The following is a 23525-nucleotide window of genomic DNA, read 5'->3' as shown; positions in this document are numbered from 1 at the left end:
GCGTAATGATGTCGATGGCTGATCGTGATGGTGTGATCTGGTATGACGGCAAATTGGTGCCGTGGCGTGACGCAACAACCCACGTGCTGACCCATACCCTGCACTACGGCATGGGCGTGTTTGAAGGCGTGCGTGCGTACGAAACCCCGCAGGGCGCCGCGATTTTCCGCCTGCAGGCGCACACTGACCGCCTGTTCGATTCGGCCCACATCATGGGCATGAAGATCCCGTTCAGCAAAGACGAAATCAACGAAGCGACCCGCGTGGCGGTGCGTGAAAACAACCTCGACAGCGCCTACATTCGCCCGATGGTGTTCTACGGGTCTGAAGCCATGGGCCTGCGTGCCACCGGGCTGAAAGTCCACGTGATCATCGCGCCGTGGAGCTGGGGTGCCTATATGGGCGCCGAAGCACTGGAAGTCGGGATCAAGGTGCGTACCAGCTCCTTCACCCGCCACCACGTGAACATTTCCATGACCCGTGCCAAGGCCAACGGTCACTACATCAACTCGATGCTGGCCCTGCAGGAAGCGATTTCCGGCGGTGCCGACGAAGCGCTGTTGCTGGACCCGGAAGGTTTCGTGGCCGAAGGCTCGGGCGAGAACGTGTTTCTGGTCAAGGATGGCGTCATCTACACCCCGGACGTGACCGCGTGCCTCAATGGCATCACCCGCAGCACGATCCTGACCCTGGCCACCGAGCTGGGTTACAAATTTGTTGAAAAACGCATCACCCGCGACGAGGTGTACATCGCCGACGAAGCGTTCTTCACCGGCACGGCCGCTGAAGTGACGCCGATTCGTGAAGTCGACGGGCGTCAAATCGGGATCGGCCGTCGTGGTCCGATCACTGAAAAACTGCAAAAGGCTTACTTTGATCTGGTTACCGGCAAAACGTCGGCCCACGCCGAGTGGCGTACACTGGTCAAATAAAGCGAAATGGCATCACAGCGGGGAGGCGAAAGCCTGAGACCCGCCAGTTAAGAACAGGCTGCCCCTGCACGAGCGAGTTCGCTCACTCTTGCGGCTGATGGCCCTTGACTGGCGAGCATCAGGCGAATGCCTCCCTTGCTTGTTTATGGAAACTTATGAAAATTTTGATCGTTGGGCCCAGCTGGGTCGGTGACATGGTGATGGCGCAGACACTGTTCCAGTGCCTGAAACAGCGTCACCCAGAGTGCGAAATCGATGTGCTGGCGCCTGAGTGGAGCCGGCCGATTCTCGAGCGCATGCCTGAAGTTCGCCAGGCCTTGAGCTTTCCGCTCGGCCACGGCGCACTGGAACTGGCCACGCGGCGCAAGATCGGCAAGTCCCTCAAGGGTCAGTACGATCAGGCCATCCTGCTGCCCAATTCACTGAAATCGGCGCTGGTGCCGTTTTTCGCCGGGATTGCCAAGCGCACCGGCTGGCGCGGCGAATTTCGCTACGGCCTGCTGAACGACGTGCGCACGCTCGACAAAGAACGCTACCCGCTGATGATCGAGCGCTTCATGGCGCTGGCGTATGCGCCGGGCGCCGCGTTGCCTACGCCGTACCCGCGCCCGGCCTTGCAAATTGACCCGCAAAGCCGCGACGCCGCGCTCAACACCTTTGGCCTGACCCTCGACCGCCCGGTGCTGGCGTTGTGCCCAGGCGCGGAATTCGGTGAGTCCAAGCGCTGGCCGTCTGAACACTACGCCAACGTCGCTGAACAGAAGATCCGCGAAGGCTGGCAGGTGTGGCTATTCGGTTCGAAAAACGATCACGCGGTGGGCGAAGAGATCCGCGCACGCTTGATCCCCGGCTTGCGTGAAGAGGCTGTCAACCTCAGCGGCGACACCTCGCTGGCCGAGGCCATTGATCTGTTGTCTTGTGCCGACGCCGTGGTGTCCAACGATTCGGGCCTGATGCACGTGGCGGCTGCGCTGAATCGCCCGCTGGTGGCCGTGTATGGTTCAACCTCGCCGGGTTTCACCCCGCCGCTGGCCGACAAGGTTGAGATCGTGCGCCTGGGGCTCGAATGCAGCCCGTGTTTTGAACGCACCTGCCGTTTCGGTCATTACAACTGCCTGCGCGAACTGATGCCGCAACTCGTCGTAGACGCCTTGCAGCGTTTGCAGGGCTCACCGGTCGAGGTTCACTAGGTGCGCGTCCTGTTGGTGAAAACCTCATCCCTCGGGGATGTGATTCATGCATTGCCTGCGCTGACCGACGCCGCGCGGGCGATTCCGGGCATCACGTTTGACTGGGTGGTGGAAGAAGGCTTTGCCGAGATCCCGACCTGGCACCCGTCAGTGGGCAACGTGATTCCCGTGGCCATCCGCCGCTGGCGCAAGAACCTCTGGGAAACCATCAAAAGCGGCGAATGGCGACGTTTCAAGCAACGCTTGCGCGCTGAAAAATACGATCTGGTAATCGACGCGCAGGGTTTGCTCAAAAGTGCGTGGCTGACCCGCTATGTCAAGGCGCCCGTCGCAGGGTTTGATCGCGACTCGGCCCGGGAGCCGTTGGCCAGCCGCTTTTACCAGCGCCGCCTGGCTGTGGCGCGCGGCCAGCACGCCGTCGAACGTTTGCGTCAGCTGTTCGCCGTTGCGCTGGGCTACGACTTGCCCAAAGGCTTGGGCGATTACGGGCTGGATGTCGACCGCTTGGTCGAGTTGCCGCGTCAAAAGCCGTTTGTCCTGTTCCTGCACGGCACCACGTGGGACACCAAACACTGGCCCGAAGTGTACTGGCGCGACCTGGCCATTCGCATGGGGCACCTGGGCGTTCAGGTGCGCTTGCCGTGGGGCAACCCGGCTGAGAAGGCCCGCGCGGAACGTATCGCCAGGGAGTTGCCTCACGTGGTGGTGCTGCCCAAGTTGAACCTGGCAGGCGTCGCCAAAGTGCTGGCCGGCGCCAGTGCCTGCGTGGCGGTGGACACGGGCCTCGGGCATCTGGCGGCGGCACTGGATGTGCCCACCATTTCCCTGTTCGGGCCGACCAACCCCGGTCTGACGGGCGCCTATGGCAAGTCGCAAATCCACCTCGCCAGCGATTTCCCGTGCGCGCCTTGCCTGCAGAAAAAATGCACATACCCACCGACTGCACAGGACCAGCAGCGGTTTGACCTGAAAACCGAGTGGCCCTTGTGCTTCACTCGTTTGAGCCCTGAGCGTGTCGCAAGTCGATTAAGCACGTTGTTACTGGCTGAGGAACTGCGCTGATGCAACTGGCTTTTGTCCTGTACAAATACTTTCCGTTTGGCGGTCTGCAACGGGACTTCATGCGCATTGCGCTGGAGTGCCAGAAACGCGGGCACCAGATCCGCGTCTACACCATGATCTGGGAAGGCGATATCCCGCCGGGTTTTGAAGTGCTGGTGGCGCCGGTCAAGGCGTTCTTCAACCACACGCGCAATGAAAAAATGCTCGCCTGGATGCAGGCCGACCTGGCCAAGCGCCCGGTGGATCGCCTGATTGGCTTCAACAAAATGCCGGGGCTGGACGTCTATTACGCCGCTGACGGCTGTTTTGAAGACAAGGCGCAAAACCTGCGGCACTCGATGTACCGCTATTTCAAGCGCTACAGGCACTTTGCCGAGTACGAGCGCGCGGTGTTCGACAAGCACGCTAAAACCGACATTCTGATGATTTCCGAAGTCCAGCAACCGTTGTTCATCAAGCACTACGGCACCCCGATCGAGCGCTTCCATTTGCTGCCGCCGGGGATTGCGCTGGATCGCCGTGCGCCGCCGAATGCGGCTGACATTCGCGCGGATTTCCGGCGTGAGTTCAAGCTGGCAGACGATGATTTGTTGCTGGTGCAGATCGGTTCTGGCTTCAAGACCAAAGGCGTGGATCGCAGCCTTAAAGCGCTGGCGGCCTTGCCCGCGGACCTTAAAAAACGCACCCGCCTGTTTGTCATCGGTCAGGACGACCCCAAAGTCTTTCAATTGCAAAGTGCCACGTTGGGGCTGGGCGAGCACGTGCAGTTCATGAAAGGGCGCAGCGACATCCCGCGCTTTCTGTTGGGCGCGGACGTGCTGATTCACCCGGCCTACAACGAAAACACCGGCACCGTACTGCTTGAAGCGCTGGTGGCCGGCTTGCCGGTGCTGGTCAGCGCGGTATGCGGTTACGCCCATTACATTGCCGAAGCGAATGCGGGGCGTGTGCTGGATGAGCCGTTCGAGCAGGCGCAACTCAATGAGTACCTGACCCACATGTTGTCCGATGATGCTGCGCGCGCGGCCTGGAGCCAAAACGGCTTGGCCTTCGCGCAGACGGCCGACCTCTATAGCATGCCGCAGCACGCTGCGGATGTGATTCTGGCGGAGCAACACTGATGAAATTGATACTTGCCGAACCGTTCAAGCGCTTATGGGCCGGGCGCGATGCGTTCACCGAAGTCGAGCGTCTGGAAGGCGAGGTTTACCGCGAGCTGGAAGGCCGACGCACGTTGCGTACTGAGGTCGACGGGCGTGGTTTCTTTGTCAAAATCCACCGGGGCATTGGCTGGGGCGAAGTGTTCAAGAACCTGCTGACCGCCAAATTGCCCGTGCTCGGCGCAGGTCAGGAGTGGCGGGCGATCAATCGCCTGCATGAGGTCGGCGTTCCGACCATGACCGCCGTGGCCTATGGCGAGAAAGGCAGCAACCCGGCCGCACAGCACTCGTTCATCATCACCGAAGAACTGGCGCCCACGGTCAGCCTTGAAGATTTCAGCATCAACTGGGTCAAGCAACCGCCTCAGCCCCGGCTCAAGCACGCGCTGATCGCTGAAGTGGCGCGCATGACCGGCATGATGCACCGCGCAGGCGTCAACCATCGCGACTGCTACATTTGCCACTTTTTGCTGCACACCGACCAACCGGTGACGCCGGACAATTTCCGTCTGTCGATCATCGATTTGCACCGCGCCCAGACCCGCCCGGTCATCAGCCGCCGCTGGCGCAACAAAGACTTGGCAGCGCTGTATTTTTCGGCGCTGGACATCGGCTTGACCCCGCGCGACAAACTGCGTTTTTTGCGTGGTTATTTCCAGATGCCGCTGCGCCAGATCTTGCGCGATGAAGCCCGTCTGTTGGCCTGGCTGGAAGGCAAGGCGAAAAAACTCTACGAACGCAAAGTGCGTTATGGGGATGCACTGTAATGGCGGGCTGGAATCTGGACCCGGCCTACAGCGCGCTGGCCCGCGACTTTGGCACCCTGGACGCGGTGTTTGCGCTCAAGGGCGAACACCTGACCCGCGATCCGCTGTCGGAGGTGATCCGCGTTCAGCGCGAGGGCGTGAATTATTACGTCAAGCGCTACACCGGGGCTGGCAAAGGGCTGCGTCGCTATCTGGGCCGCCCGCGCGTGAAGTCCGAATGGCAGAACCTCAAGCGGTTCGCCAAGTGGGGCATTCCGACGGCTGACGTGGTGGCCTGGGGCCTTGAGCGTAAAGGTCTCGCCTACGCCCGTGGCGCCATGATTACCCGCGAACTGCCCAACACCCGCGACCTCTCGGAGCTGGCCGACAACAACGACCCGTTGCTCAAGGACCGGCGTTGGGTCGATGGAGTCAGCCGCCAGTTGGCGCGTTACACCAAGACCATGCATGACCACCGCTTCACCCATAACGATTTGAAGTGGCGCAACTTGCTGATCGACGATCAGGCGCAGCTGTATTTGATCGATTGCCCCAACGGCGACTTCTGGCGCGGTTTCTGGCTCAAGTACCGCATCACCAAAGATCTGGCCTGCCTCGACAAAGTGGCCAAATACCACCTGTCGGCCACCCAGCGCCTGCGGTTTTATTTCCAATACACCGGGCGGACGACGCTCACTGGGGCGGACAAGGAACGCGTCCGTCATATCGTGCGTTTTTTTGAGGGCCGGGAATGACTGATTTTGTGGCAGACGCTGATCGCGCCTTGCTGGAGCGCAATGGACTGGCGGATTTCGATGCGTTGTGGAACCTGCAACTCGATGCGGTGGACGAACCCAACACCAGTCGCGGTGGCTGGAGCAGCGTGTTTCGCATGGACCTCGACGGTCAGGGGTTTTACCTCAAACGTCAAAGCAACTACCTGACCCGCACGCTGCACAGCCCGTTGGGTGAGCCGAGTTTCGCCCGCGAGTTCCGTAATATTCAGCGCTATCAGCAGTTAGGCATTCCCGCGCTGGAAGCGGTGTTTTTTGGTGAGCGCAAAGTCGGGGGCGAGCGTCGGGCCATTCTGATGACCCGTGCGCTAGATGGCTGGAATGACCTCGACTCGTTGCTGGAGCAATGGCCCCAGTTGAGCGCACCCCAGCGCCAGGCGATCTTGCAGGCCTGCGGCCAACTGGCGCGGCGTCTGCACGAGGTGCGTCAGGTGCACGGCTGTTTCTACCCCAAGCACATCTTCTTGCAGCCTGATGGCCCGGCGTACCGCGCGCAGTTGATCGACCTTGAAAAAACCCGGCCGTTGCTGTTGGGCCAGCGCGACCGGGTCAAGGATATTGAGCCGTTACTGCGTCGCGCGCAGGTCTGGACTGAAACAGACGTGCGTACGATGCTGGCGGCTTATCTCGATCAGCCCCTGGACAGCGGTTTGGTCGAGGCGTGGTATCAACGTCTGAATGTGCGTCGTAATCAAAAGGAGAACCGCTGATGCGTCTATCCGAACTGCAAAAAACCGGGCGTGCCCCGGGATTGCCGCTGAGTATTGAGCTGGCGGACGCCGCCGGGCCCGCGCACTTGCAACTGCTGACGTTGTTGCGCGTCTTGCCGGGCCAGCGCTATGTCGGCGCCGGTGTCTGGCGTGGTCGCACCGTGCTGGCCAAATTGATGGTCGGCAGCAAGGCTGCGCGCAACTTTGAACGTGAGCTGACGGGTGTGCGCGTGTTGGCCGAGCAGGGGTTGACTACACCGCTGTTGCTGGCAGACGGGTTGCAGGAAGGTGAGGGCGGCTGGTTGCTGTTTGAGTTTCTGGAGCACGCCGAGAGCCTGGGCGACGCGTGGCGCGCCGTTGAGGATTTGCCGGTGCTGGCAGACGAGCAACAAGCTGTATTGGCGCAAGCCCTGGAAGCCATTGCCCGGATGCACCTCAAAGGCGTGTGGCAGCAAGACCTGCATCTGGACAACCTGTTGCGTCAAAACGGCAAACTGTTCGTCATCGACGGTGGCGGTATTTGCGTTGAAACCGCGGGCACGCCGTTGTCTCGACAAAAGGTGCTGGAAAACCTGGGGGTGTTCTTCGCCCAGTTGCCCAAAAACCTTGAGCCGTTTATCGAAGAGTTGCTGGTGCATTACCTGCTCAGTAACGGTGAGCACGCCTTGCCGCTGGAAGCATTGCTCAAGCACGTCGAAAAAGTGCGCGCCTGGCGTCTGAACGACTTTCTCGACAAGGTCGGCCGCGACTGTTCGTTGTTCAGCGTGCAACGTGGGGCGATGTCCTTTCAGGCTGTGCGACGTGAAGAAGAGGCGGCGATGGTGCCGGTGCTGGCCAGAGCTGATGCGTTGCTCGATCAGGGCCATCTCTACAAAACCGGCGGCGCAGCCAGTGTCGGCAAGGTTGAAGTAGACGGTCGCACGCTGGTGATCAAACGCTACAACATCAAGGGCGTTGCCCATTGGCTTAAACGCTTCTGGCGCCCAAGCCGCGCCTGGCACTCATGGCGTGAAGGCAATCGGCTGGCGTTTCTCGGTATCGCCACGCCCAAGCCGTTGGCACTGTTGGAAACCCGGTTTTTGTGGTTGCGCACCAAGGCCTATCTGGTCACTGAATACTTGCCCGGGCCGGACATCATTGAGCGTTTTGCGCCTTACGTTGAGAGCGGCGATGCCCCAGAAGCCGAGTTGCAGGCGCTGGATCAGCTGTTTGCTGACTTGATTCGTGAGCGCATCAGCCATGGTGATCTGAAGGGGCATAACGTGTTTTGGGACCCATCACGGGCGCCCGGACGTTGGGCGCTGATTGATCTGGACTCAATGTGCCAGCACCGCAGCACTGCCAGCTTCTCCGCGGCCTACGCCCGTGACAGGGCGCGCTTTATGCGCAACTGGCCGCAGGCTTCAGCGTTGCATCGTTTGCTGGACGAGCGCCTGCCTACGTGCTGATCGATGTGGCTTGACCCGCGCGCCCCTCTGCAAGGCCCCGCCCCTTTCGGCGGAGCCTGACAGACAGGCGCAGTGCCAGACTGCTATGTAGTTAATTTACGGCGCATGCCGCAGGCCGATAGCGTTGAGGTCTTCTATCAAGTCTTTGACGAAAACGTAGCGCTTTTCATGGACGGGTTGCCAGCGAGGGCGCTCGATAAAAAAGTGCCCTGATTCGGTTGTTTTCAAAGGCGTGTAAACGATTTCATTGGAAGTGGATCGATGTATTAACCGTGCGCCTTGCGGGGAATTGTCGAGCAGGAATGTGCCGGGTTTATCCAGTTGATGTTCAAGCTGCTCTACGCTCAAGGGTGGCCTGCCGGGTTGGGCGCCTTCGATGTTTACTTCAAGCCAATAATCGTTTTTCAGCCATGTATAGTCAGCGCCGGGCCTGTTCTTTATCAGGTCACTGATGTCTTGGCGAAGGGTGTAGGGCGTTCCGCAAGCGGCATCGGACACTCGTATGCCGACAGCCCCTTCAAGTTCAGACAACCCCGGTACACCTTTGAACGTGTTGGTGTGTGAATTGCCTGTCAAGGCGATCCATTTGTGTCCGCCGGTGTCTGCCATATGTTTTTGGATAACACGAGAAGCGACGTAACTGAACATTTCATACCGTTCCAGATTAAAGGCGGTTATTGGCAAGTCCTGCGAGTAGTAACTGGCCATGCAGTCGAGGGCTTTCACTTCAATCCCGTAACGCCTCGCCTCTCGTACCAGGTTGCTGTAGGTATAGGGGGTGCCCTCGGGCAATTGGTGACCCGCATCCTGGTTTTTCAGAAACTGCTTTAACGGTCGATCCATCTTTCCGGTTTTAAAGTATTTATCGAGCAACGGTTGATGCGCGTCGGTTTGAAGGTGTTCGAGATAAATCACCTTCACCTTGTTTTTAGACAGAGACTTCATGCTCTCGATAAGAATCTTTTTAGCGCCGATGTCCGAGTGGCATTCACCGACCACGATGCCGTTGAAGTCTTCATGTAACCGCTTGAAAAAATCCTGTGGCGCCATGGGCTCCGGGAACGTGGGGCGTGCAGCCCGTGGCTGTATAGGGTTGCTTGCGAAAAAGTGTTGAGCGTCGGCCAGCAACTTAAGCCGAAACTCAGTGAAGAACTTAGCCAGCCGTGCGATTTCGGGATTGGGAAAAATATAGTGACTGTCCAAAAACTTGGGCGTGTTTTCAATATGAAGTTGCAGGGCCTTGTTGTATTGCGCAGGCACGTCGTAATGACCTTCAGGCACTACGGGCAGGGCAGCAGGCAGTTCAATGTCGGGGTTTCGCAGTGACCGCCAGCAGTTTGGCCCCAGCTTGATTTCCCAGTGCTCCGCGGGTTTACGCAGTTTGTACGGGCCGGCACGCTGTGCTGATCCGCCGGGTGTTTGCAAATATACGTTGCGGCCCAGCCAACCTTTGTACACCTCATATACATGGCCGTTTTCCTGTATGTAACGCTTGTTATTGAGGTGATAGATGCCCTGGCTGTCGGCCGTATGAGCCGACAGGTTCACGCCAGTTACCCGTGCACTTTCCACGAGGCGTACAGGGGCGCTCTTTCGTTGGAAGAATGGCGCCACCACATTAACGCCCCAGCGCCCGGCCGAGATTTCCCGAACAGGCGTCTGATACGGTGCGTTGGGGTTGCGTTCATCAATCACGCGCCAGGTGTTCTCCAGCGTGTCGTAGCGAGCGCGGTACACGTTGCCGGTTTCATCTTTTATATAGTGCCGCGTTGGCCCGGTTGCGCTTGCAACTGACTCATACACACCGCCGCCATAGGCCCCGCCCGTTTTCAGAAGCAGGTCGCTGCCGGGCTTCGCGCATGCCGCGCCGGGACTGAGTGTTGCCGCTGGGGGTTTGACACGCTGGCGGATGGCGCGCGCGAAAACAGAGGAGCCCGCGAAATCTGAAGCGCCATCGGTCACATGGGCGATAGCCCCCATGAAGTGCAAAAAGGCTTCGTGTTCGTCTTCGCGTGCGAGTGCGTCCACCCCCAGCGTGATTTGATAAATGAAGCGCAGCGCCACAATGGGCAGCAGCACGCGGACAGGTAATACGAAGGACACCACATCAACGACGGCCAACACCGCGTCCTTGGCAGTGTTGACGTTACTTTCGTAGGTGGAGGTCGTTTGCTCATCCGCGTCCCGGAACGCGTAGGACACTTCATTGTTGTATGACGCTTCGAACGCATGGTCATAGATGATCTGCAGCTGGGTGTTGGATTCATCCAGGCCTGCTTTCAACAGGGGCGCGAGGTAAGGCTGGCGAGCGGATGTCACACGCTGTTGCACATAGCTGTGCAAATGCTCGCGGGACATTAACTGCCCCAGCGCCTGACGAGCGTTCGCCACTAGAAACCGGCTATTGTCGGGCGCATCAGGCAGGTAACAGAGCAGCTCGGTGCTTGCGGTCGAACTGAACACCATCACGCCGGGCAGCACGTTCTTATTCACGATCAATAGCTGTGCCCTGATCTGCGCACCCTCGACCTTTGCACGTGTCGCATCATCAGGCTGATCGAGCACGGCTTGTACGATGGCCACTTGCGTGGCGTTCAGGGTGCCGGCCAATTTGGCTTCAAGCAGGTCCAGGCTCAGTTGTGCCCGCTTTAGCGCTACGTAGCGTTCTTTACGCCAGCCGGCTTGTGGCGACGTCACCAACACATGATTCAAGTGTTTGATATAGCTGTCGCCCACATCCAGCTGGCGGACCAGCGTCTTGATGTAGTCCTTGGTGAGGACCGGATGCGGGGTGCCATTGGCCTCTATGATCTGGGCCGTGAGCGCAAACGTCACGTCCCACACACCGACATTGGAGAGTGCCAGCTGGGTCAGGCTCATGCGGTGGGTGACGTAGCTGATCGTAGGGCCGGTCCTGTCGATGCTGTTCCCGGCGGTGTAGGCCGAACCAAACGTGGGGAAGATCACGGGGCCTGTTTGAACCGCCTCAGTGGTCAGAATGCACAGGCTGTCGGGGTCGCACTCAATGCCGTGGTCGGCTTTGATCTGCTGCTTGAGTTGCGTGCGGGCGTAACCCAGCAGCGTGTGTTTCTTACCGCTTTCGGTGATGGGGGAGGCATCCGGGGCTTCGCAGGCCTGCTGTTCATGGATCAGCCGTGCTGCGGCCAGCCGCCATTGCGCTTTTTCATCGTCGGTTGCTGTTTTGAGCCAGTGCGGCAACTGCTTCTCAAACAGGTGGGCATAGCGCGAACGCACAATGGCCGCCGGGTTCACGAACCAGCTCGCGTTCACGGACTGTTCGATCCGTTTGAACAACCGTTGCGGCGACACGAACGTGGTCCCTGCGAGGTGATCGCGTCGGACTTCGGCGCAAGCATGCAGCATGTCGTGCTTCAGTTTCTCGATTAAGTCGTTTGCGCAAAAGGCCGGGGCCTCTTGTTCGGTCGAGACCAGCCTGACCAGCTCAAGACCCTGTGTGTGTGGGTGTTCTTTGGCCAGCACCAGGTTAAGTAAAGCGGTGCGCTGGTCAGGGTCCTTGAGCCTGGCGTTGAGTTCCTGTGTCAGCAGATGCAGCGAGTCGAACGCCTCAAGGCCGTTGTCAGGCGTGTAAAACACGACAGTGCGCAGGCTTGAGTCGTCCGTGTCGCTCAGGTGTTTGTCGGTCATGGCAAACACCCCCCTCAGCTTGATATCGGGCATAGGCCTTTCGGCCTTCAGGAAAACTTCGTACAGCCCTTGTGTTGAGGGGTGCTTAGGCAGGACCGAACTGCAGCCGTGAGTGATTGCATCGGCCGCTGCGCGGCTCAGGGTTTGGTCTTCAAGGCGCACCGCAGCCTCGTCCAACAGCAAATGCTGAAGACACTGGGTCAACCATTGCTGGGGCGGCATCGCTTGGAACTCGGCATGCGGCGTTTGCCAGAAGTCAGCCCAAACGTCCTGAACACAAAGGTCATAGTTGCGAATGACATGCTCTAGGTAGCTTTCAAGGTCGGCGGGTGGCAGACCCGGAGTTCGATGCGCCTCGTCCACGGAGTAAGCCTGACTGTAAACATGGTGTTGGCCTTGTACGAAGGTAGGCGGAGTTTGTGCCAGAAAGCTGCCTTCGATCTGCGAGCTGAGGGTCTTGCTGACGAGCACCGGGGACTGCCCCGGCTCGGGCAGGGCTTCGTGATTGATGTGCAAACCTTCGGTCCGGGTGTCTTGGGGAAGCCGCGGGAAGGTTTTGCACAGCCGATGATTAAAGGCCGCCTCTAGCGTGGGCACGTGCAAACGCAGAGTGTGCAGCTTATGTTCAGCGCTTTTGAGGCGATCCAGGTGCGTGGTCATATGACGTCCTTGTCAGAGCCCGCGCGGGGATCGCGCGAGCCAGTGCTGACAGGAGATATGAACGGAGTCGGGCTAGGGTGGTAGATAGTTACTGCCGGTGGCGTTCTCTCGCTTTACATGCCTTAAAAGCTGTACTGCGCGCCAGCACCCGCGTACCACGAGCGGCCGGGGGCTGCTTCGTAAAAACGGTCGTTGCCGTCGGCCACAATCACCGAGCCCACGTATTGGCGGTCCAGCAAGTTGTCCAGGCGCAGGGTCTGGTGGAAGGTCCAGTGCTCGACCTTCTGCTCAAACTGCGCCCGCCAGTTGAACACACTGTAAGCCGGTGCCGCCTTTTTGCTGTTGGTGTCTTCGACGTACACCTTACTGCGGTACATGCCTTCGACGGCGGTGCTGACCCAGTCGGTCGGCTTCCAGTTCACTTCGGCAAACAGCGTGGTTTGAGGCACGCCGGGCAAGTAGTTGCCTTTGTCCACCGGGCCTTTGCTACTGGCGAAGTCGCTGTCGTAAGTTGCCTGAAGGCGGGTGTAGGCAAGGGTGGTGGTCCAATGCTCGCTGAGCTGGCTTTCGACGCCCAGCTCAAAACCGCGGCGCAGGGTGCGGCCAGCGTTTTGGTAAATAGCTCGGCCTTGGTCATTCTGTAGAACAGAAATTTCATCTTCAGTTGTGATCTGGAAAATAGCGGCGTTAAGGCGGGTATTGCTGAGCTGCGCCTTAAGACCCATTTCGTACTGCGTGCTTTCAGAAGGCTTAAGCCCAAAGTTGAAGCCTTTGTTACCGACCGTGTAAGCCATTTCCGCCTGAGTCGGGGTTTCAAAACCTTTGCCCGCGCTGACATAGCCATGCAGTTCAGGCGTGAAGGCATACATCACGCTCATCGACGGCGTGGCTTTTTCATAACGTTTGTTGCCGCTGTCATCGCCGTTGGTAGCGGTTATAAATTGATCATGTACATCCATTTCCATGGTGCTGTAGCGCAGCCCGGCTTGAACGGTCCAATTGTCGATGGCCCAATTGGCCTGCACGTACGGATCGAGGCTGCGGGCGGTGTCGACTTCGTCGCGAACCAGTGCGCCTTTAACCCCAAGTTGGTTGCCGAGGTAGTTGTTATAACCATGGCGACTGTCCTGGCTTTGGTCGTAATCGAGCCCTGCAATCAAGGTCAGATCCCCCGGAACGCTGTACACCGGTTGCAGCCAGCGCAAGCTGCCGCCATAAAATTTACGGTCGAACTGGACAACGCCGCCCCCTTGTTCATTTGCCGGGTTTGGTTTTGGAGGGTTACCTACCGTTTTTGGAATCGCCAAATACTGAATCACGCTGCGCGTACCGGTGTACGCATTGACCTGCAAGGTCGCGTCGCCAAAGTAGCGCTCGTAGTTCATGCCCAGTTGCTGATGATCGATGCTTTTGCGCGTGTTGTACGTGAGTGCGTTGGGCGTGACTGAGCGCGGATCGGCCTTGTAGGCGTCCCAGCTTTGCCCCAGCGGGTCTTGCGTGCCGTTTTGCTCAAGGCTGCTGTAGATCAGCGCCAGTTTGCTGTCTTCGTCAGGTTTGAGGTTGAGCTTGGCAAAGGTCTGATCGCGGCGGGCAGCGCTGTGGTCGCGGTAGCCGTCGGTGTCCATGCGCGAAGCATCGAGCACAAAACCAACGCCATCGGCAGCGCCTTCGGCCGTGAGATGGTTTTTGCTCAGGCCGTCGCTGCCGACGAGGGTTTCGGCGCCAATACGAGGCGGCCCTTCGCCGTCTCTGGAGAACATTTGAATGACCCCGCCAGCATTGCTGCCGTAAAGCGTGGCTGCCGGGCCGCGCAAGACTTCAATGCGCTCGGCGGTGTCGAGATTAAAGGTCGCGGCCTGGCCCTGGCCGTCCGGTGTGCTGGCGGGGATGCCGTCCGCAATCAGTTTGATGCCGCGCACGCCAAACGCGGAGCGGGCACCAAAGCCACGGGACGAGATCTGTAGGTCCTGCGCGTAGTTCTGCCGGTTTTGCACCACCAGGCCTGGAACGCGGGACAGCACTTCCGACGCGTTGATACCCAATTGGCCATCACTGATGTGCTGCTGATTGATGCTGTCTACCGAGTAGGGCAGGTCAAAACTGGGGCTGGCGCTGCGCGAACCCGTGATGACACTTGGGTCGAGTTCCAGTGTGTCAGCAACGCTGAAGGGGGCGAGGCACAGGCCCGGCAGCAAAAGGGCAAAACGGGCGGGTACAAAAAATTTCATGGGGGGTATCGGGGTTCCGTGTGACGCGACCCGTCAGGGCGACGGGTTTCAGGCTAGCAGAGGGGGTGCAGTTTAGCGGGCGTAAGAGCGTTCATACGAGGACTTCAGAAGCCATGACCTGCAAATCAAGTAAGTCGGGTGCTAGGTTGCCCAGTCCTTCTGGAGTCAATCGGATGACCTGCAAACGTGCGCTGTTGTGTGTCTTGCCGTGCCTGTTAATCGGCTGCGGAACCGCCAAAACCCTGATCGGCAGCGATGCGAGCGTGGTCCGGGACCTGAAAAAACAGCGCACATATTGTGAGTCGGTGCCGCGTGTGTATAGCGGTGTGGCGTTCGACCTGTGTGTGATGAATGCCACGCCCAATACCGTCAGTGGCGTGCCCGAAGGGTTTGTGCCGATTTTCTTTTTTGACGTGCTGGCCAGCGCGGTCGTCGACTCGGTGGTGCTGCCCTACACGATTTTTCTGCAGAACCGCGATGGCAGCCTGCTATTGAAGTAGACGGTCAGGGCGCCAGGGCGCGGCAAATAGCGCTGGGTCATTGCGGCACTCTTTACGCTATAATCCCGCCCTTTAGTTGTTTCCTGCTGTGTAGGAAGCACTTCATTTTTTTCAGGCGCCCGCCGCCTGCCTGCATTCAAAAGAGGCACAACCTGTGGCATTGACGATTCTTGGCCTGTCCGGCGCCCTGAGCCATGACCCCTCAGCGGCCCTCTATATCGACGGCAAGCTGGTAGCAGCGGCCGAAGAAGAGCGTTTTGTCCGCGACAAGCATGCAAAGCACCGCATGCCTTACGAGTCCGCGAAGTTCTGCCTTGAACAGGCGGGTATCAAGCCTTCTGACGTTGATGTGGTCGCGATCCCTTTCGCACCGATCAGCTTGTTCGGTGAGGCGCGCTGGCACTATGCCAAGCGTTACTGGTACGCCCCGGATCGCGCGCTCGACGCCATCCTGATGGGCAATCGTCGCTACAAGCGCTATCGCAACAAGATTGTCTGGTGCCTTGAGCAGCTGGGTTTCGATCCGAAAAAAATCAAGATCGAACCGGTTGAACACCACTTGGCGCACGCCTCCAGTGCTTACCACTGCTCGGGTTTCAAAGAGAAAACCGCGATCCTCGGCATCGACGGCAAGGGTGAGTACGCCACCACCTTCTTCGGCTATGGCGAAAACGGCAAGATCACCAAGATCAAGGAATTCTACGACCCGGACTCCCTCGGTGGCCTGTATGGCGCGATCACCGAGTTCCTGGGTTTCGAGATGCTCGACGGCGAGTTCAAGGTCATGGGCATGGCGCCGTACGGCGATGCCAGCAAATATGATTTCTCGCGTCTGGCCTCGTTCGAGAACGGCGAGCTGGTGATTAACACCGAATACGCCAACGTGATCGGCCTGCGTCGTTACAAAGAGAAAGGCAAGGGGTTCTACTTCTCGCCAAAACTGATCGAGTGGCTGGGGCCCAAGCGTGAAGGCGATATCGCCGATGAACCTTACATCCACTACGCGGCCAGCATGCAGGCGCTGTTCGAAAAACTGTCTCTGCAGATGATCGACTACTACTTGGGTGACATCCTCAAGGAAACCGGCAAGCTGGCCTTCGCCGGTGGCTGCGCGCTGAACGTGAAGCTGAACCAGAAGATCATCGCCCGTCCTGACGTCAAGGAGCTGTTCGTGCAGCCTGCCTCCGGTGACGCAGGCACGGCCGTGGGCGCGGCAGCCTATGTGTCCGAAGCCCGTGGCGTGCCGGTCGAGAAGATGGAGCACGTCTACCTTGGCCCTGCGTACAGCAACGAAGACGTGATTGCCGCGTGTGCCCGTCACCCTGGCAAACCGGCGTACCGCAAGATCAATAACACGCCTGAAAACATCGCCAAAATCATGGTCGATGGCAATCCGGTGGCCTGGTTCCAGGGCCGTATGGAGTTCGGCCCGCGCGCATTGGGCGGCCGTTCGATCATCGGATGCCCGAGCAGCGCAGGCGTGGCTGACCGCATCAACGAGCAAATCAAGTTCCGCGAGCGCTGGAGGCCTTTCTGCCCGTCGATGCTCGACACCGTGGCCCCGCAGATGATCAAGGTCGATCACCCGGCACCGTTCATGACCTTCACCTTTGAAGTGGCGGAAGAATGGAAAACCCGTGTGCCTGAAGTTGTACACGAAGACGGTACTTCGCGCGCTCAGGTGCTCAAGCGTGAATACAACCCGCGCTACTACGACATGATGAAAGCCCTTGAAGTGCTGACCGGTAATGGCGTGTCGCTGAACACCTCGCTCAACCGCCGTGGCGAGCCGATGGTTTGCTCACCGACCGACGCACTGAACATGTTCTTCGGCTCGGATCTGCAGTACCTGATCATGGAAGACATTCTGGTAGTCAAAGACGGCGCGGACGCTTATGACTCGCTCGACTGAGCGTCATGTGTTGCAGTTCTGCCACGGCTATGACGGGCCGTTTCTGGACTGCGCCCGTCAATACGCCAGCCTGTTTGCGGGCACCGGGTACAAGGTCACCACGGTCTTTCTGACCGGGGCGGCCGACCCCGAGGTGGCGGCGGGCTGTGGGTCGGACGAAGTGCTGTTCATGGAATTCAGCTCCAGCGCCATTCGTGGCCTGAAGCTTAGGGCCATTCGCGAGATGCGCAAAATTGCCGCCTCGCGTTCGTTCAGTTTTTGCATCGCCCATAGGTTCAAGCCGATTTACATCGCTTTGTTGGCCACTGACTTGCCGGTGATCGGCGTGCATCACGCGTTTGGCGACTACCAGCGTCGCAGTCGCAAGCTGTTCGCGCACCTGTTCCGTAAGCGCCTGAGCCTGGTGGGCGTCTCGGATGCAGTGCGCGATGACATGCGCGCGTGCTTGCCCAAGTGGCCGACCGGGCGTATTCGTACGCTCTACAACCGTATCGACATTCAGGCGGTACAAGCCAGTCAGTTGCCACGTGCCGAAGCTCGCGCCGACCTTGGCCTGCCCGCTGAAGCCTTCATCGTGGGCAACGTCGGCCGCCTGCATCCCGACAAGGACCAGGCCACGCTGATTCAGGGGTTTGCCAAGGCATTGCCGCAACTGCCTGCTGGCAGTCAGTTGGTGATCATGGGCAAGGGCCGTCTGGAACAGGACCTCAAAGAACTGGCCAAAGCGCTCGGGATCGCCGCTCAGGTGAATTTCCTGGGGCAGGTGCCTGACGCCCGGCGCTTTTTCCGTGCCTTCGATGTGTTTGCGCTGAGTTCGGACCACGAGCCTTTTGGCATGGTGCTGCTTGAGGCCATGGCGGCGGGTGTTCCCCTGCTGGTCACGGCGTGCGGTGGCGCCAAGGAAGTGGTCGAGGGCGTGGGGATCCTGTTCCCGCTGGGCGACGCCGATCATCTGGCTCAAGGTTTACAGCATTTGGCGCAACTCGATGACGCTCAGCGTCAAGCGTGCGGTGAACTGATGCTGGCGCGCCTGCACGAACGCTTCTGCGATCAGGCCGTGCGCGACACCTTCTGGCAGTTGCCGCACGTCACCGACCTGACTGCGGAGTCCTGATGCTTAATCGATTTCAAGGCTGGCGCGAGCGCGGCTGGCGCGCAGTTGACGCGCACACCTATGCCGCTGCCTGGCAGCGTTTTGGTGGCAGCGTCGCGACACACCCACAGGTGGTGGAACGTCTCGCCAACCTGGCCGGCATCCCGGTGCGTTACCTGGCCTGGGAGCACAACGGCGAGCTGAAAGCTGCCATCCCGACCTGGGGACGCGATCTGGCGTTATCCAAAGATGTGCTCAAGCGTCACGGCAAAAAAGGCCTCTTCGATCTGGGCAATGCCGAGTTGATCCTGCCTGCCGCCGCAGACGCACACGCGCCGTTGCGCCATCGTGGGCGCTACTTGTCGCAGCTCAATGAGGGGCGTTTCAGCACCTTGCAGCCGCAAACCGAACAGTTGGCCATGGCGCGCACGCCGGAAGAGCTGTCAAAGAAATTCCGTTATAACCAGCGTCGCGAACTGCGTTTGCTGGAAGAAGCGGGCGGCGTGATACGCCCGGTTTCGACGTTTTCCAGTGTCGAGCTGTCGGCAATCTATTGCGATTTGTTTCTGCGTCGTTGGGGGTTTGTCGCCACCGGGGCCGAGCGTATGGCTGAGGTGATTGAGCTGCTGCGCGAGTTTTTGATGGGATCGGTGATTTTCCTCAACGATGCCCCGATTGCAATCCAGCTGGTGTATCGGGTTGAATCGCCGCAATGGATCAGCGTCGAATACGTCAATGGCGGCGTCGACCCCGAAACCCGTGCGTTCAGTCCCGGCAGTGTGCTGAGTTTTCTCAATACCCAGTCGGCCTGGGAACAGGCCCGTAGCGTCGACAAGCCTCTGCGGTTCTCGTTCGGCCGCGCCGACCGCGAATACAAAGAGCGCTGGTGCAACCCGGTGCCTGTCTTCAAGGTGTGAATGGACGCGCAAGCGCGCGTCTCGCGATGCTACCGGTGCGGAGTGTGAGCTACCGGGTTAACGCCATCACGGGGTCAGCGCGCGTCTAAAGGCAAACCGCCAGCAAACAAGAGCCCAGTCATGACTCGCAAGCAACAACTCCTAAAGCGCCATCGACGCAACAAGCGCATCAGTTTGCTGATCGGCCTGGTGATACTGATTGCCTGCGGGGTGCTGGTGGCCTGGTGGCTGCCGTTAGTACTGGCCGTCCTGGGCTGGATCGCCCACGAAGCGTGGTTTGCCGACCACCTGTTTTACGCGCCCCAAGACGACTATCAGTACCGTTTTACACCTGATAGCGAGTGCCCGGCTGTTCGCCTTGAAGGCAGTCGCCTGGTACTGGACGCGCCCATTGACCTGTGCGGCAACGAAACCCTGATCCTCGCGCTCAAGGTCAAAAGCAGCTGGCTGGGACGTTTTATCGACCCGTTTGTCGTGTTTTCCGACGACCGCCAAACCTTTGAACGGGGCGTTAATGGCCTGCGCTATGTGAACCTCACGGGCAATGCCGACGCGTTGATCGCAGGTGAGTTGAACGTTCGTGGACGTTATTGCCGGGTCATGGGCCCGCCTCAACTGTGGGTCATGCGCCAGCCTGATTACCGCGAGCAGCGTGTGATGGTGATTGCACCTCACGCCGATGATGCCGAGTTGGCGGCGTTCGGTTTGTACAGTCAGGCCAACGAGGCGTGGATCGTGACCCTGACAGCGGGCGAAATCGAGGCCGAGCACTATCAGCAGATGGGCCTTGGACGCGCTGAAGCGGCTCGGCTCAAGGGCCGTCTGCGCGCCTGGGACAGTTTGGCTGTGCCGCGCTGGGCCGGGGTGCCCGAAGCGCAATGCGCGCAACTGGGTTACTTCTGCCTGCAACTGCCCGCGATGCAGGCAGCGCCCGACCAGCCTGTGCCTTCACGCGAAGCCGACCTGACCGATACTCGGCTGTTTCGCCAGTTGAACGCGTTCGAATTGCCGGGTGACCTGGACGGTGCGCCGACCTGGAACAACCTGTTGGCTGATGTTCGCGCATTGATCTTGCGAGCCCGGCCTGATGTGTTGGTATTGCCGCATCCCGCCATCGATCCACACCCCGACCATGTCTGCGCACATGCAGCGGTCATTGAGGCGCTTGAAGGGCTGGAGTGGCAGCCGCAGACGATTTTGGGCTACGCCAACCATTTGCATGACAATGACCGCTGGCCAATGGGCAACAGCGGTGATGGCATCGCGTTGCCACCGGTGTTCGACACCGCACTCACGTTGCGGCCTTGCTGCCTGTTGTTGAGTTCAGAGCAGCAGCGTGACAAGGCCATGGCGTTGGGCATGATGCATGACCTGCAACCGCGTGCAGCGCTCAAGCGCCGGGTGCGGCGGTCGATACAGACACTCTTGGCTGGCCGAAAGCCATCGCCTTGGGGTGAAAACGAGTTTTTCCGTAAAGCGGTTCGCCGCCATGAGTTGTTTTGGCGGCTCAAATAATAAGAATCACCGTAATCAGGGGCATAGCATTGCCCTCTATCTCGACCTTTACATTGAGTTCCCCGTGATAAAACCATCGCCGCGTATTGTGTTTGTCATTCCATACTTCGGCCAGTGGCCGTTCTGGATGCCTTTTTTCCTGGAAAGTTGCCGGCGCAACCCAGACATTGACTGGCTGCTGTTCAGCGACTGCGGCGTGCCTGACAACCTGCCACCCAACGTAACAATCCAGAGCATCAGCTTTGGCGATTATTGCCGCACGGTGTCTGAGCGTCTGAATATCCACTTCGCGCCCAAAGCTGCTTATAAGTTGTGCGACATCAAGCCCGCGCTGGGTTACATCCATGAAGACCGCCTGCAGGGTTACGATTTCTGGGCGTTTGGCGACATTGACTTGGTGTACGGCAACTTGCGCAGCTACTTCACGGCTGAGCGTCTGTCGCGCTATGACCTGTTCTCGACCCACGAGCGCCGCGTGGCTGGCCATCTGTGCCTGATGCGCAATACGCGCTGCAAGCGCGAGCTGTTCATGAAAATCGAAAACTGGCAGCAGCGTTTTACCGATGATCAGCATCATGCGCTGGATGAAGGCGCATTCAGCCGCATCTTCTTGTGGCGCAAGAATTTTCCGAAGCCCTTGTTTGATCTTGTGGGCAAGTTCAACCCGTTGCGACGTACCAGCGATTTCACCGAGGCCTTCAGTACGCCGGGTGGCTGCATCAAATGGCACGACGGCACAGAAAATTTCCCGGGCCAATGGTTCTGGAAGAACGGCCAATTAACGAATGATCGTGACGGTGACCACACCTTTCCGTACTTTCACTTCGTCTGCTGGAAGCGCAATGAATGGGCGGCCTTGCCCATACCCGATCCCGTCACTGTCCAGCGTCTGGCCGCAGAGCCCGCCTGGATTATTGATGCCACCGGATTCCACCGGGGAGAGCTATGAAACGTTCCAAGGTTTTGCAGTTGCAGCCTGATTACAACGTCAAATCCCACGACTTTGCCGACCTAGCCGAGCAAATCGTGCGTGCGCTGCCCCGTGAGCGTTACGAGATCACCGCCGCGTTTTTGCGCGGGCGCCCCGGTCCGGGCGAGCCGGTGAGCAAAGCGGATCATTCCGTGTACTTCGAGTTCAGCGACAAGGCGCTCAAAGGCATGCGCATCCGCGCGATGTGGGCGTTGTACAAGTTCTGCCGCAAAGAGCAATTCGACGTGGTGATCTGCAACCGCTTCAAGCCGGTCAACATGATGTTGCAGCTTAATCGCTGGCTGAAAATCCCGTTGTGCGTGGGGATTTCCCACGGTTTTGGTGAGTACGATCGCGTCTATCGCCGCAGCCAGGCCAAGCGCCTGATCGACAAGGCGTGGCGTTTTGTTGGCGTATCGCCTGCGGTCAAGCAGTACCTGCTGGACTGCAAATGCGGCTTTACTGACGAAAATACCTACGCGATCACCAATGCCATCGACATTGAGCAGGCCGAAGCCCTGCAATTGCCGCGCGTTCAGGCACGCGAAAAGCTCGGGCTGGATCAAGATGCACGCATGGTGGGGGCCTTGGGACGACTGGTGCCTATCAAGGGGCACCGCTTCTTGTTGCAGGCTTTTGCCGCGTTGAAAGACAAATACCCGAACGCGCAACTGGCGATCATTGGCGCCGGGCGAGAAGAGTCGCGCTTGCGCGAGCAAATCCAGCAGTTGGGCCTCAATGGCCGGGCGCACTTGTTGGGCTTTCAGGAAAACGCCTTGCAGTACGTGCGCGCTTTCGACATCTGGACCATGCCGTCACTGGCCGAGGGGCTGGGGCTGGCATTGTTGGAAGGCATGAGCGGCCACCTGCCGGTGATTGCTACCGAGGTGCCGGCCATGTTGCCGTTGATTCAGGGCGCTGGCGGGCTGGCCGTCAAACCCAGCGATGTCGCCACCCTGACCGCTGCGCTCGATGACTACCTGGCGCTGCCGGACGAAGCCCTGCGCGCCAAGGGCGAACAGGCTTACCGCTATTTGCAGGAGCACCATGACATCGAGGTGTTCCGCCAGGCGTATTTAGATTTGATCGACTCAGGCTTGAGTCAGGCTCGCAAGGAACGCTCATGACACACGCTCAACCGTTGGTGACGGTGATCATCGCCTCGTACAACCACGCCCCTTACATCGAACAAAGCATTCAGAGCGTTCTGGATCAGACGTATCCGAACATTGAATTGCTGGTGGTCGACGATGGCTCGACCGACGACAGCGTGGCGCGCATCCAGCGCTTGCAGGCAGCCCATGGGTTTGATTTTCGCGTGCAGCAGAATCAGGGCCTGACCAACACCCTCAACGGCGCTATCGCGCGGGCCAAGGGTTCGTTAATCGTACCGTTCGGCTCCGACGACATCATGAAACCCGACCGCATTGCGGTTCAGGTGGAATACATGGACGGCAAACCCGAAGTCGGTATTTGCGCGGGCAACATTGAACTGATCGATGCCCAGGGCAATTTATATCCCGAGAAGCGCCAGCGCCGTGATGTGCCGTTCCGTCGTCTGGACTTTGATGACATGTTTCTGGAGCGCAAGCCTTACCCGCCGGCGACCACGCTGATGATTCGCCGCGAAGCGTTGGACAAGGTGGGAGGGTTTGACCCGAGCATTCGTCTGGAAGATTTGTACATCGAGTTGAAAATCACCCACGCCGGGTACTTTATCGACGGCCTGAACGTGGTGATGGCGCAATACCGCAAGCACGCGACCAACTCGTACAAAAATCACCGGTTCATGATCGACAGCATTTTGCGCATCTACGCCCTGTTTAGCGATCACCCGCTCTACGACGAGGTGCGGTACAAGTTTCTCAACTCCATGTTCCTCAAGACAGCCAACCGTGACCGGGCGCTGGCCCGAGAACTGCTCAAGCAGATCCCGTTCAAACACTGGACCGGCAAAACCTGGCGCGGTCTGGGGCGGTTGTATTTTTCGCCGTTGGAAAAGAGCTGAGCGAACGGGAGTCG

Annotated in this window: 18 protein-coding genes; 16 read left to right on the top strand and 2 right to left on the bottom strand. The window is 59.1% G+C overall.

What is annotated here, in order from left to right; genetic code table 11:
* Positions 1–8: 8 nt before the first annotated feature.
* From BKD70_RS09855 to BKD70_RS09820, 8 genes are all read left to right on the top strand, one after another.
* Positions 9–932 (top strand): branched-chain amino acid transaminase, encoded by a 924-nt coding sequence (locus BKD70_RS09855; protein WP_047273066.1) that lies wholly within the window; start codon positions 9–11, stop codon positions 930–932.
* Positions 933–1087: 155 nt separating this feature from the next.
* On the top strand, positions 1088–2122 hold the full coding sequence (gene waaF, locus BKD70_RS09850) for a lipopolysaccharide heptosyltransferase II (protein WP_047273067.1): 1035 nt from the start codon (positions 1088–1090) through the stop codon (positions 2120–2122).
* The gene (waaC, locus tag BKD70_RS09845; RefSeq protein ID WP_047273068.1) at positions 2123–3184 is read left to right on the top strand and encodes a lipopolysaccharide heptosyltransferase I; all 1062 of its coding nucleotides are present in this window, start codon (positions 2123–2125) and stop codon (positions 3182–3184) included.
* Positions 3184–4305 carry a glycosyltransferase family 4 protein gene (locus BKD70_RS09840; RefSeq protein WP_047273069.1) on the top strand — a complete coding sequence of 374 codons (1122 nt, stop codon included), beginning with the start codon at positions 3184–3186 and terminating at the stop codon, positions 4303–4305. The genes waaC and BKD70_RS09840 overlap by 1 nt, the downstream gene beginning before the upstream one ends.
* Positions 4305–5111: a lipopolysaccharide core heptose(I) kinase RfaP gene (gene rfaP / locus BKD70_RS09835; protein ID WP_047273070.1), complete on the top strand. Its 807-nt coding sequence runs from the start codon at positions 4305–4307 to the stop codon at positions 5109–5111. Before BKD70_RS09840 ends, rfaP begins: the two co-directional genes overlap by 1 nt.
* A complete protein-coding gene (locus tag BKD70_RS09830) occupies positions 5111–5845 on the top strand; it encodes a lipopolysaccharide kinase InaA family protein (RefSeq protein WP_047273071.1) in 735 nt (244 codons plus the stop codon). Before rfaP ends, BKD70_RS09830 begins: the two co-directional genes overlap by 1 nt.
* The gene (locus BKD70_RS09825; RefSeq protein ID WP_047273072.1) at positions 5842–6594 is read left to right on the top strand and encodes a lipopolysaccharide kinase InaA family protein; all 753 of its coding nucleotides are present in this window, start codon (positions 5842–5844) and stop codon (positions 6592–6594) included. The genes BKD70_RS09830 and BKD70_RS09825 overlap by 4 nt, the downstream gene beginning before the upstream one ends.
* On the top strand, positions 6594–8042 hold the full coding sequence (locus BKD70_RS09820; protein WP_047273073.1) for a lipopolysaccharide kinase InaA family protein: 1449 nt from the start codon (positions 6594–6596) through the stop codon (positions 8040–8042). Before BKD70_RS09825 ends, BKD70_RS09820 begins: the two co-directional genes overlap by 1 nt.
* 96 nt (positions 8043–8138) lie before the next feature.
* On the opposite strand, the gene BKD70_RS09815 is transcribed toward BKD70_RS09820, so the two are convergent.
* Both BKD70_RS09815 and BKD70_RS09810 read right to left on the bottom strand, forming a co-directional pair.
* Positions 8139–12368, bottom strand: a complete 4230-nt coding sequence (locus tag BKD70_RS09815) for a membrane-targeted effector domain-containing toxin (RefSeq protein ID WP_047273074.1) — start codon at positions 12366–12368, stop codon at positions 8139–8141.
* 122 nt (positions 12369–12490) lie between these two features.
* Complete coding sequence (locus tag BKD70_RS09810; protein ID WP_047273075.1) at positions 12491–14596, bottom strand: TonB-dependent receptor; 2106 nt, start codon at positions 14594–14596, stop codon at positions 12491–12493.
* Positions 14597–14769: 173 nt separating this feature from the next.
* Between BKD70_RS09810 and BKD70_RS09805 the strand changes: the two genes are divergently transcribed.
* From BKD70_RS09805 to BKD70_RS09770, 8 genes are all read left to right on the top strand, one after another.
* Complete coding sequence (locus tag BKD70_RS09805; protein WP_047273076.1) at positions 14770–15096, top strand: YceK/YidQ family lipoprotein; 327 nt, start codon at positions 14770–14772, stop codon at positions 15094–15096.
* A gap of 154 nt (positions 15097–15250) precedes the next feature.
* Entirely contained in the window at positions 15251–17008 is a 1758-nt protein-coding gene (locus BKD70_RS09800; RefSeq protein ID WP_047273077.1) for a carbamoyltransferase, read from the top strand.
* Positions 16992–18122 (top strand): glycosyltransferase, encoded by a 1131-nt coding sequence (locus tag BKD70_RS09795; RefSeq protein WP_047273078.1) that lies wholly within the window; start codon positions 16992–16994, stop codon positions 18120–18122. The genes BKD70_RS09800 and BKD70_RS09795 overlap by 17 nt, the downstream gene beginning before the upstream one ends.
* The gene (locus BKD70_RS09790) at positions 18122–19018 is read left to right on the top strand and encodes an antimicrobial resistance protein Mig-14 (protein WP_047273079.1); all 897 of its coding nucleotides are present in this window, start codon (positions 18122–18124) and stop codon (positions 19016–19018) included. Before BKD70_RS09795 ends, BKD70_RS09790 begins: the two co-directional genes overlap by 1 nt.
* A 120-nt stretch (positions 19019–19138) precedes the next feature.
* Complete coding sequence (locus tag BKD70_RS09785; RefSeq protein WP_047273080.1) at positions 19139–20533, top strand: PIG-L deacetylase family protein; 1395 nt, start codon at positions 19139–19141, stop codon at positions 20531–20533.
* A gap of 64 nt (positions 20534–20597) precedes the next feature.
* Entirely contained in the window at positions 20598–21482 is an 885-nt protein-coding gene (locus BKD70_RS09780; protein ID WP_169835832.1) for a DUF6625 family protein, read from the top strand.
* Positions 21479–22630 (top strand): glycosyltransferase, encoded by a 1152-nt coding sequence (locus tag BKD70_RS09775; protein WP_047273081.1) that lies wholly within the window; start codon positions 21479–21481, stop codon positions 22628–22630. Before BKD70_RS09780 ends, BKD70_RS09775 begins: the two co-directional genes overlap by 4 nt.
* On the top strand, positions 22627–23511 hold the full coding sequence (locus tag BKD70_RS09770; protein ID WP_047273082.1) for a glycosyltransferase: 885 nt from the start codon (positions 22627–22629) through the stop codon (positions 23509–23511). The genes BKD70_RS09775 and BKD70_RS09770 overlap by 4 nt, the downstream gene beginning before the upstream one ends.
* Positions 23512–23525: the final 14 nt, after the last annotated feature.

The sequence above is a fragment of the Pseudomonas sp. BS-2016 genome (genome assembly GCF_001806145.1).
GTDB lineage: Bacteria > Pseudomonadota > Gammaproteobacteria > Pseudomonadales > Pseudomonadaceae > Aquipseudomonas > Aquipseudomonas lundensis.
Note: the sequence above shows the minus strand (reverse complement) of the source record. Positions and strands in the feature narration are given on the sequence as shown.

Excerpts from the sequence above, each read along its gene's own strand:
- BKD70_RS09825 (WP_047273072.1), top strand. The coding sequence starts at position 5,842 with ATGACTGATTTTGTGGCAGACGCTGATCGCGCCTTGCTGGAGCGCAAT.
- BKD70_RS09855 (WP_047273066.1), top strand. The coding sequence starts at position 9 with ATGTCGATGGCTGATCGTGATGGTGTGATCTGGTATGACGGCAAATTG.
- BKD70_RS09810 (WP_047273075.1), bottom strand. The coding sequence starts at position 14,596 with ATGAAATTTTTTGTACCCGCCCGTTTTGCCCTTTTGCTGCCGGGCCTG.
- BKD70_RS09815 (WP_047273074.1), bottom strand. The coding sequence starts at position 12,368 with ATGACCACGCACCTGGATCGCCTCAAAAGCGCTGAACATAAGCTGCAC.
- BKD70_RS09770 (WP_047273082.1), top strand. The coding sequence starts at position 22,627 with ATGACACACGCTCAACCGTTGGTGACGGTGATCATCGCCTCGTACAAC.
- BKD70_RS09775 (WP_047273081.1), top strand. The coding sequence starts at position 21,479 with ATGAAACGTTCCAAGGTTTTGCAGTTGCAGCCTGATTACAACGTCAAA.
- BKD70_RS09805 (WP_047273076.1), top strand. The coding sequence starts at position 14,770 with ATGACCTGCAAACGTGCGCTGTTGTGTGTCTTGCCGTGCCTGTTAATC.
- BKD70_RS09830 (WP_047273071.1), top strand. The coding sequence starts at position 5,111 with ATGGCGGGCTGGAATCTGGACCCGGCCTACAGCGCGCTGGCCCGCGAC.
- BKD70_RS09790 (WP_047273079.1), top strand. The coding sequence starts at position 18,122 with ATGCTTAATCGATTTCAAGGCTGGCGCGAGCGCGGCTGGCGCGCAGTT.
- waaF (WP_047273067.1), top strand. The coding sequence starts at position 1,088 with ATGAAAATTTTGATCGTTGGGCCCAGCTGGGTCGGTGACATGGTGATG.
- BKD70_RS09795 (WP_047273078.1), top strand. The coding sequence starts at position 16,992 with ATGACTCGCTCGACTGAGCGTCATGTGTTGCAGTTCTGCCACGGCTAT.
- BKD70_RS09820 (WP_047273073.1), top strand. The coding sequence starts at position 6,594 with ATGCGTCTATCCGAACTGCAAAAAACCGGGCGTGCCCCGGGATTGCCG.
- rfaP (WP_047273070.1), top strand. The coding sequence starts at position 4,305 with ATGAAATTGATACTTGCCGAACCGTTCAAGCGCTTATGGGCCGGGCGC.
- BKD70_RS09785 (WP_047273080.1), top strand. The coding sequence starts at position 19,139 with ATGACTCGCAAGCAACAACTCCTAAAGCGCCATCGACGCAACAAGCGC.
- BKD70_RS09840 (WP_047273069.1), top strand. The coding sequence starts at position 3,184 with ATGCAACTGGCTTTTGTCCTGTACAAATACTTTCCGTTTGGCGGTCTG.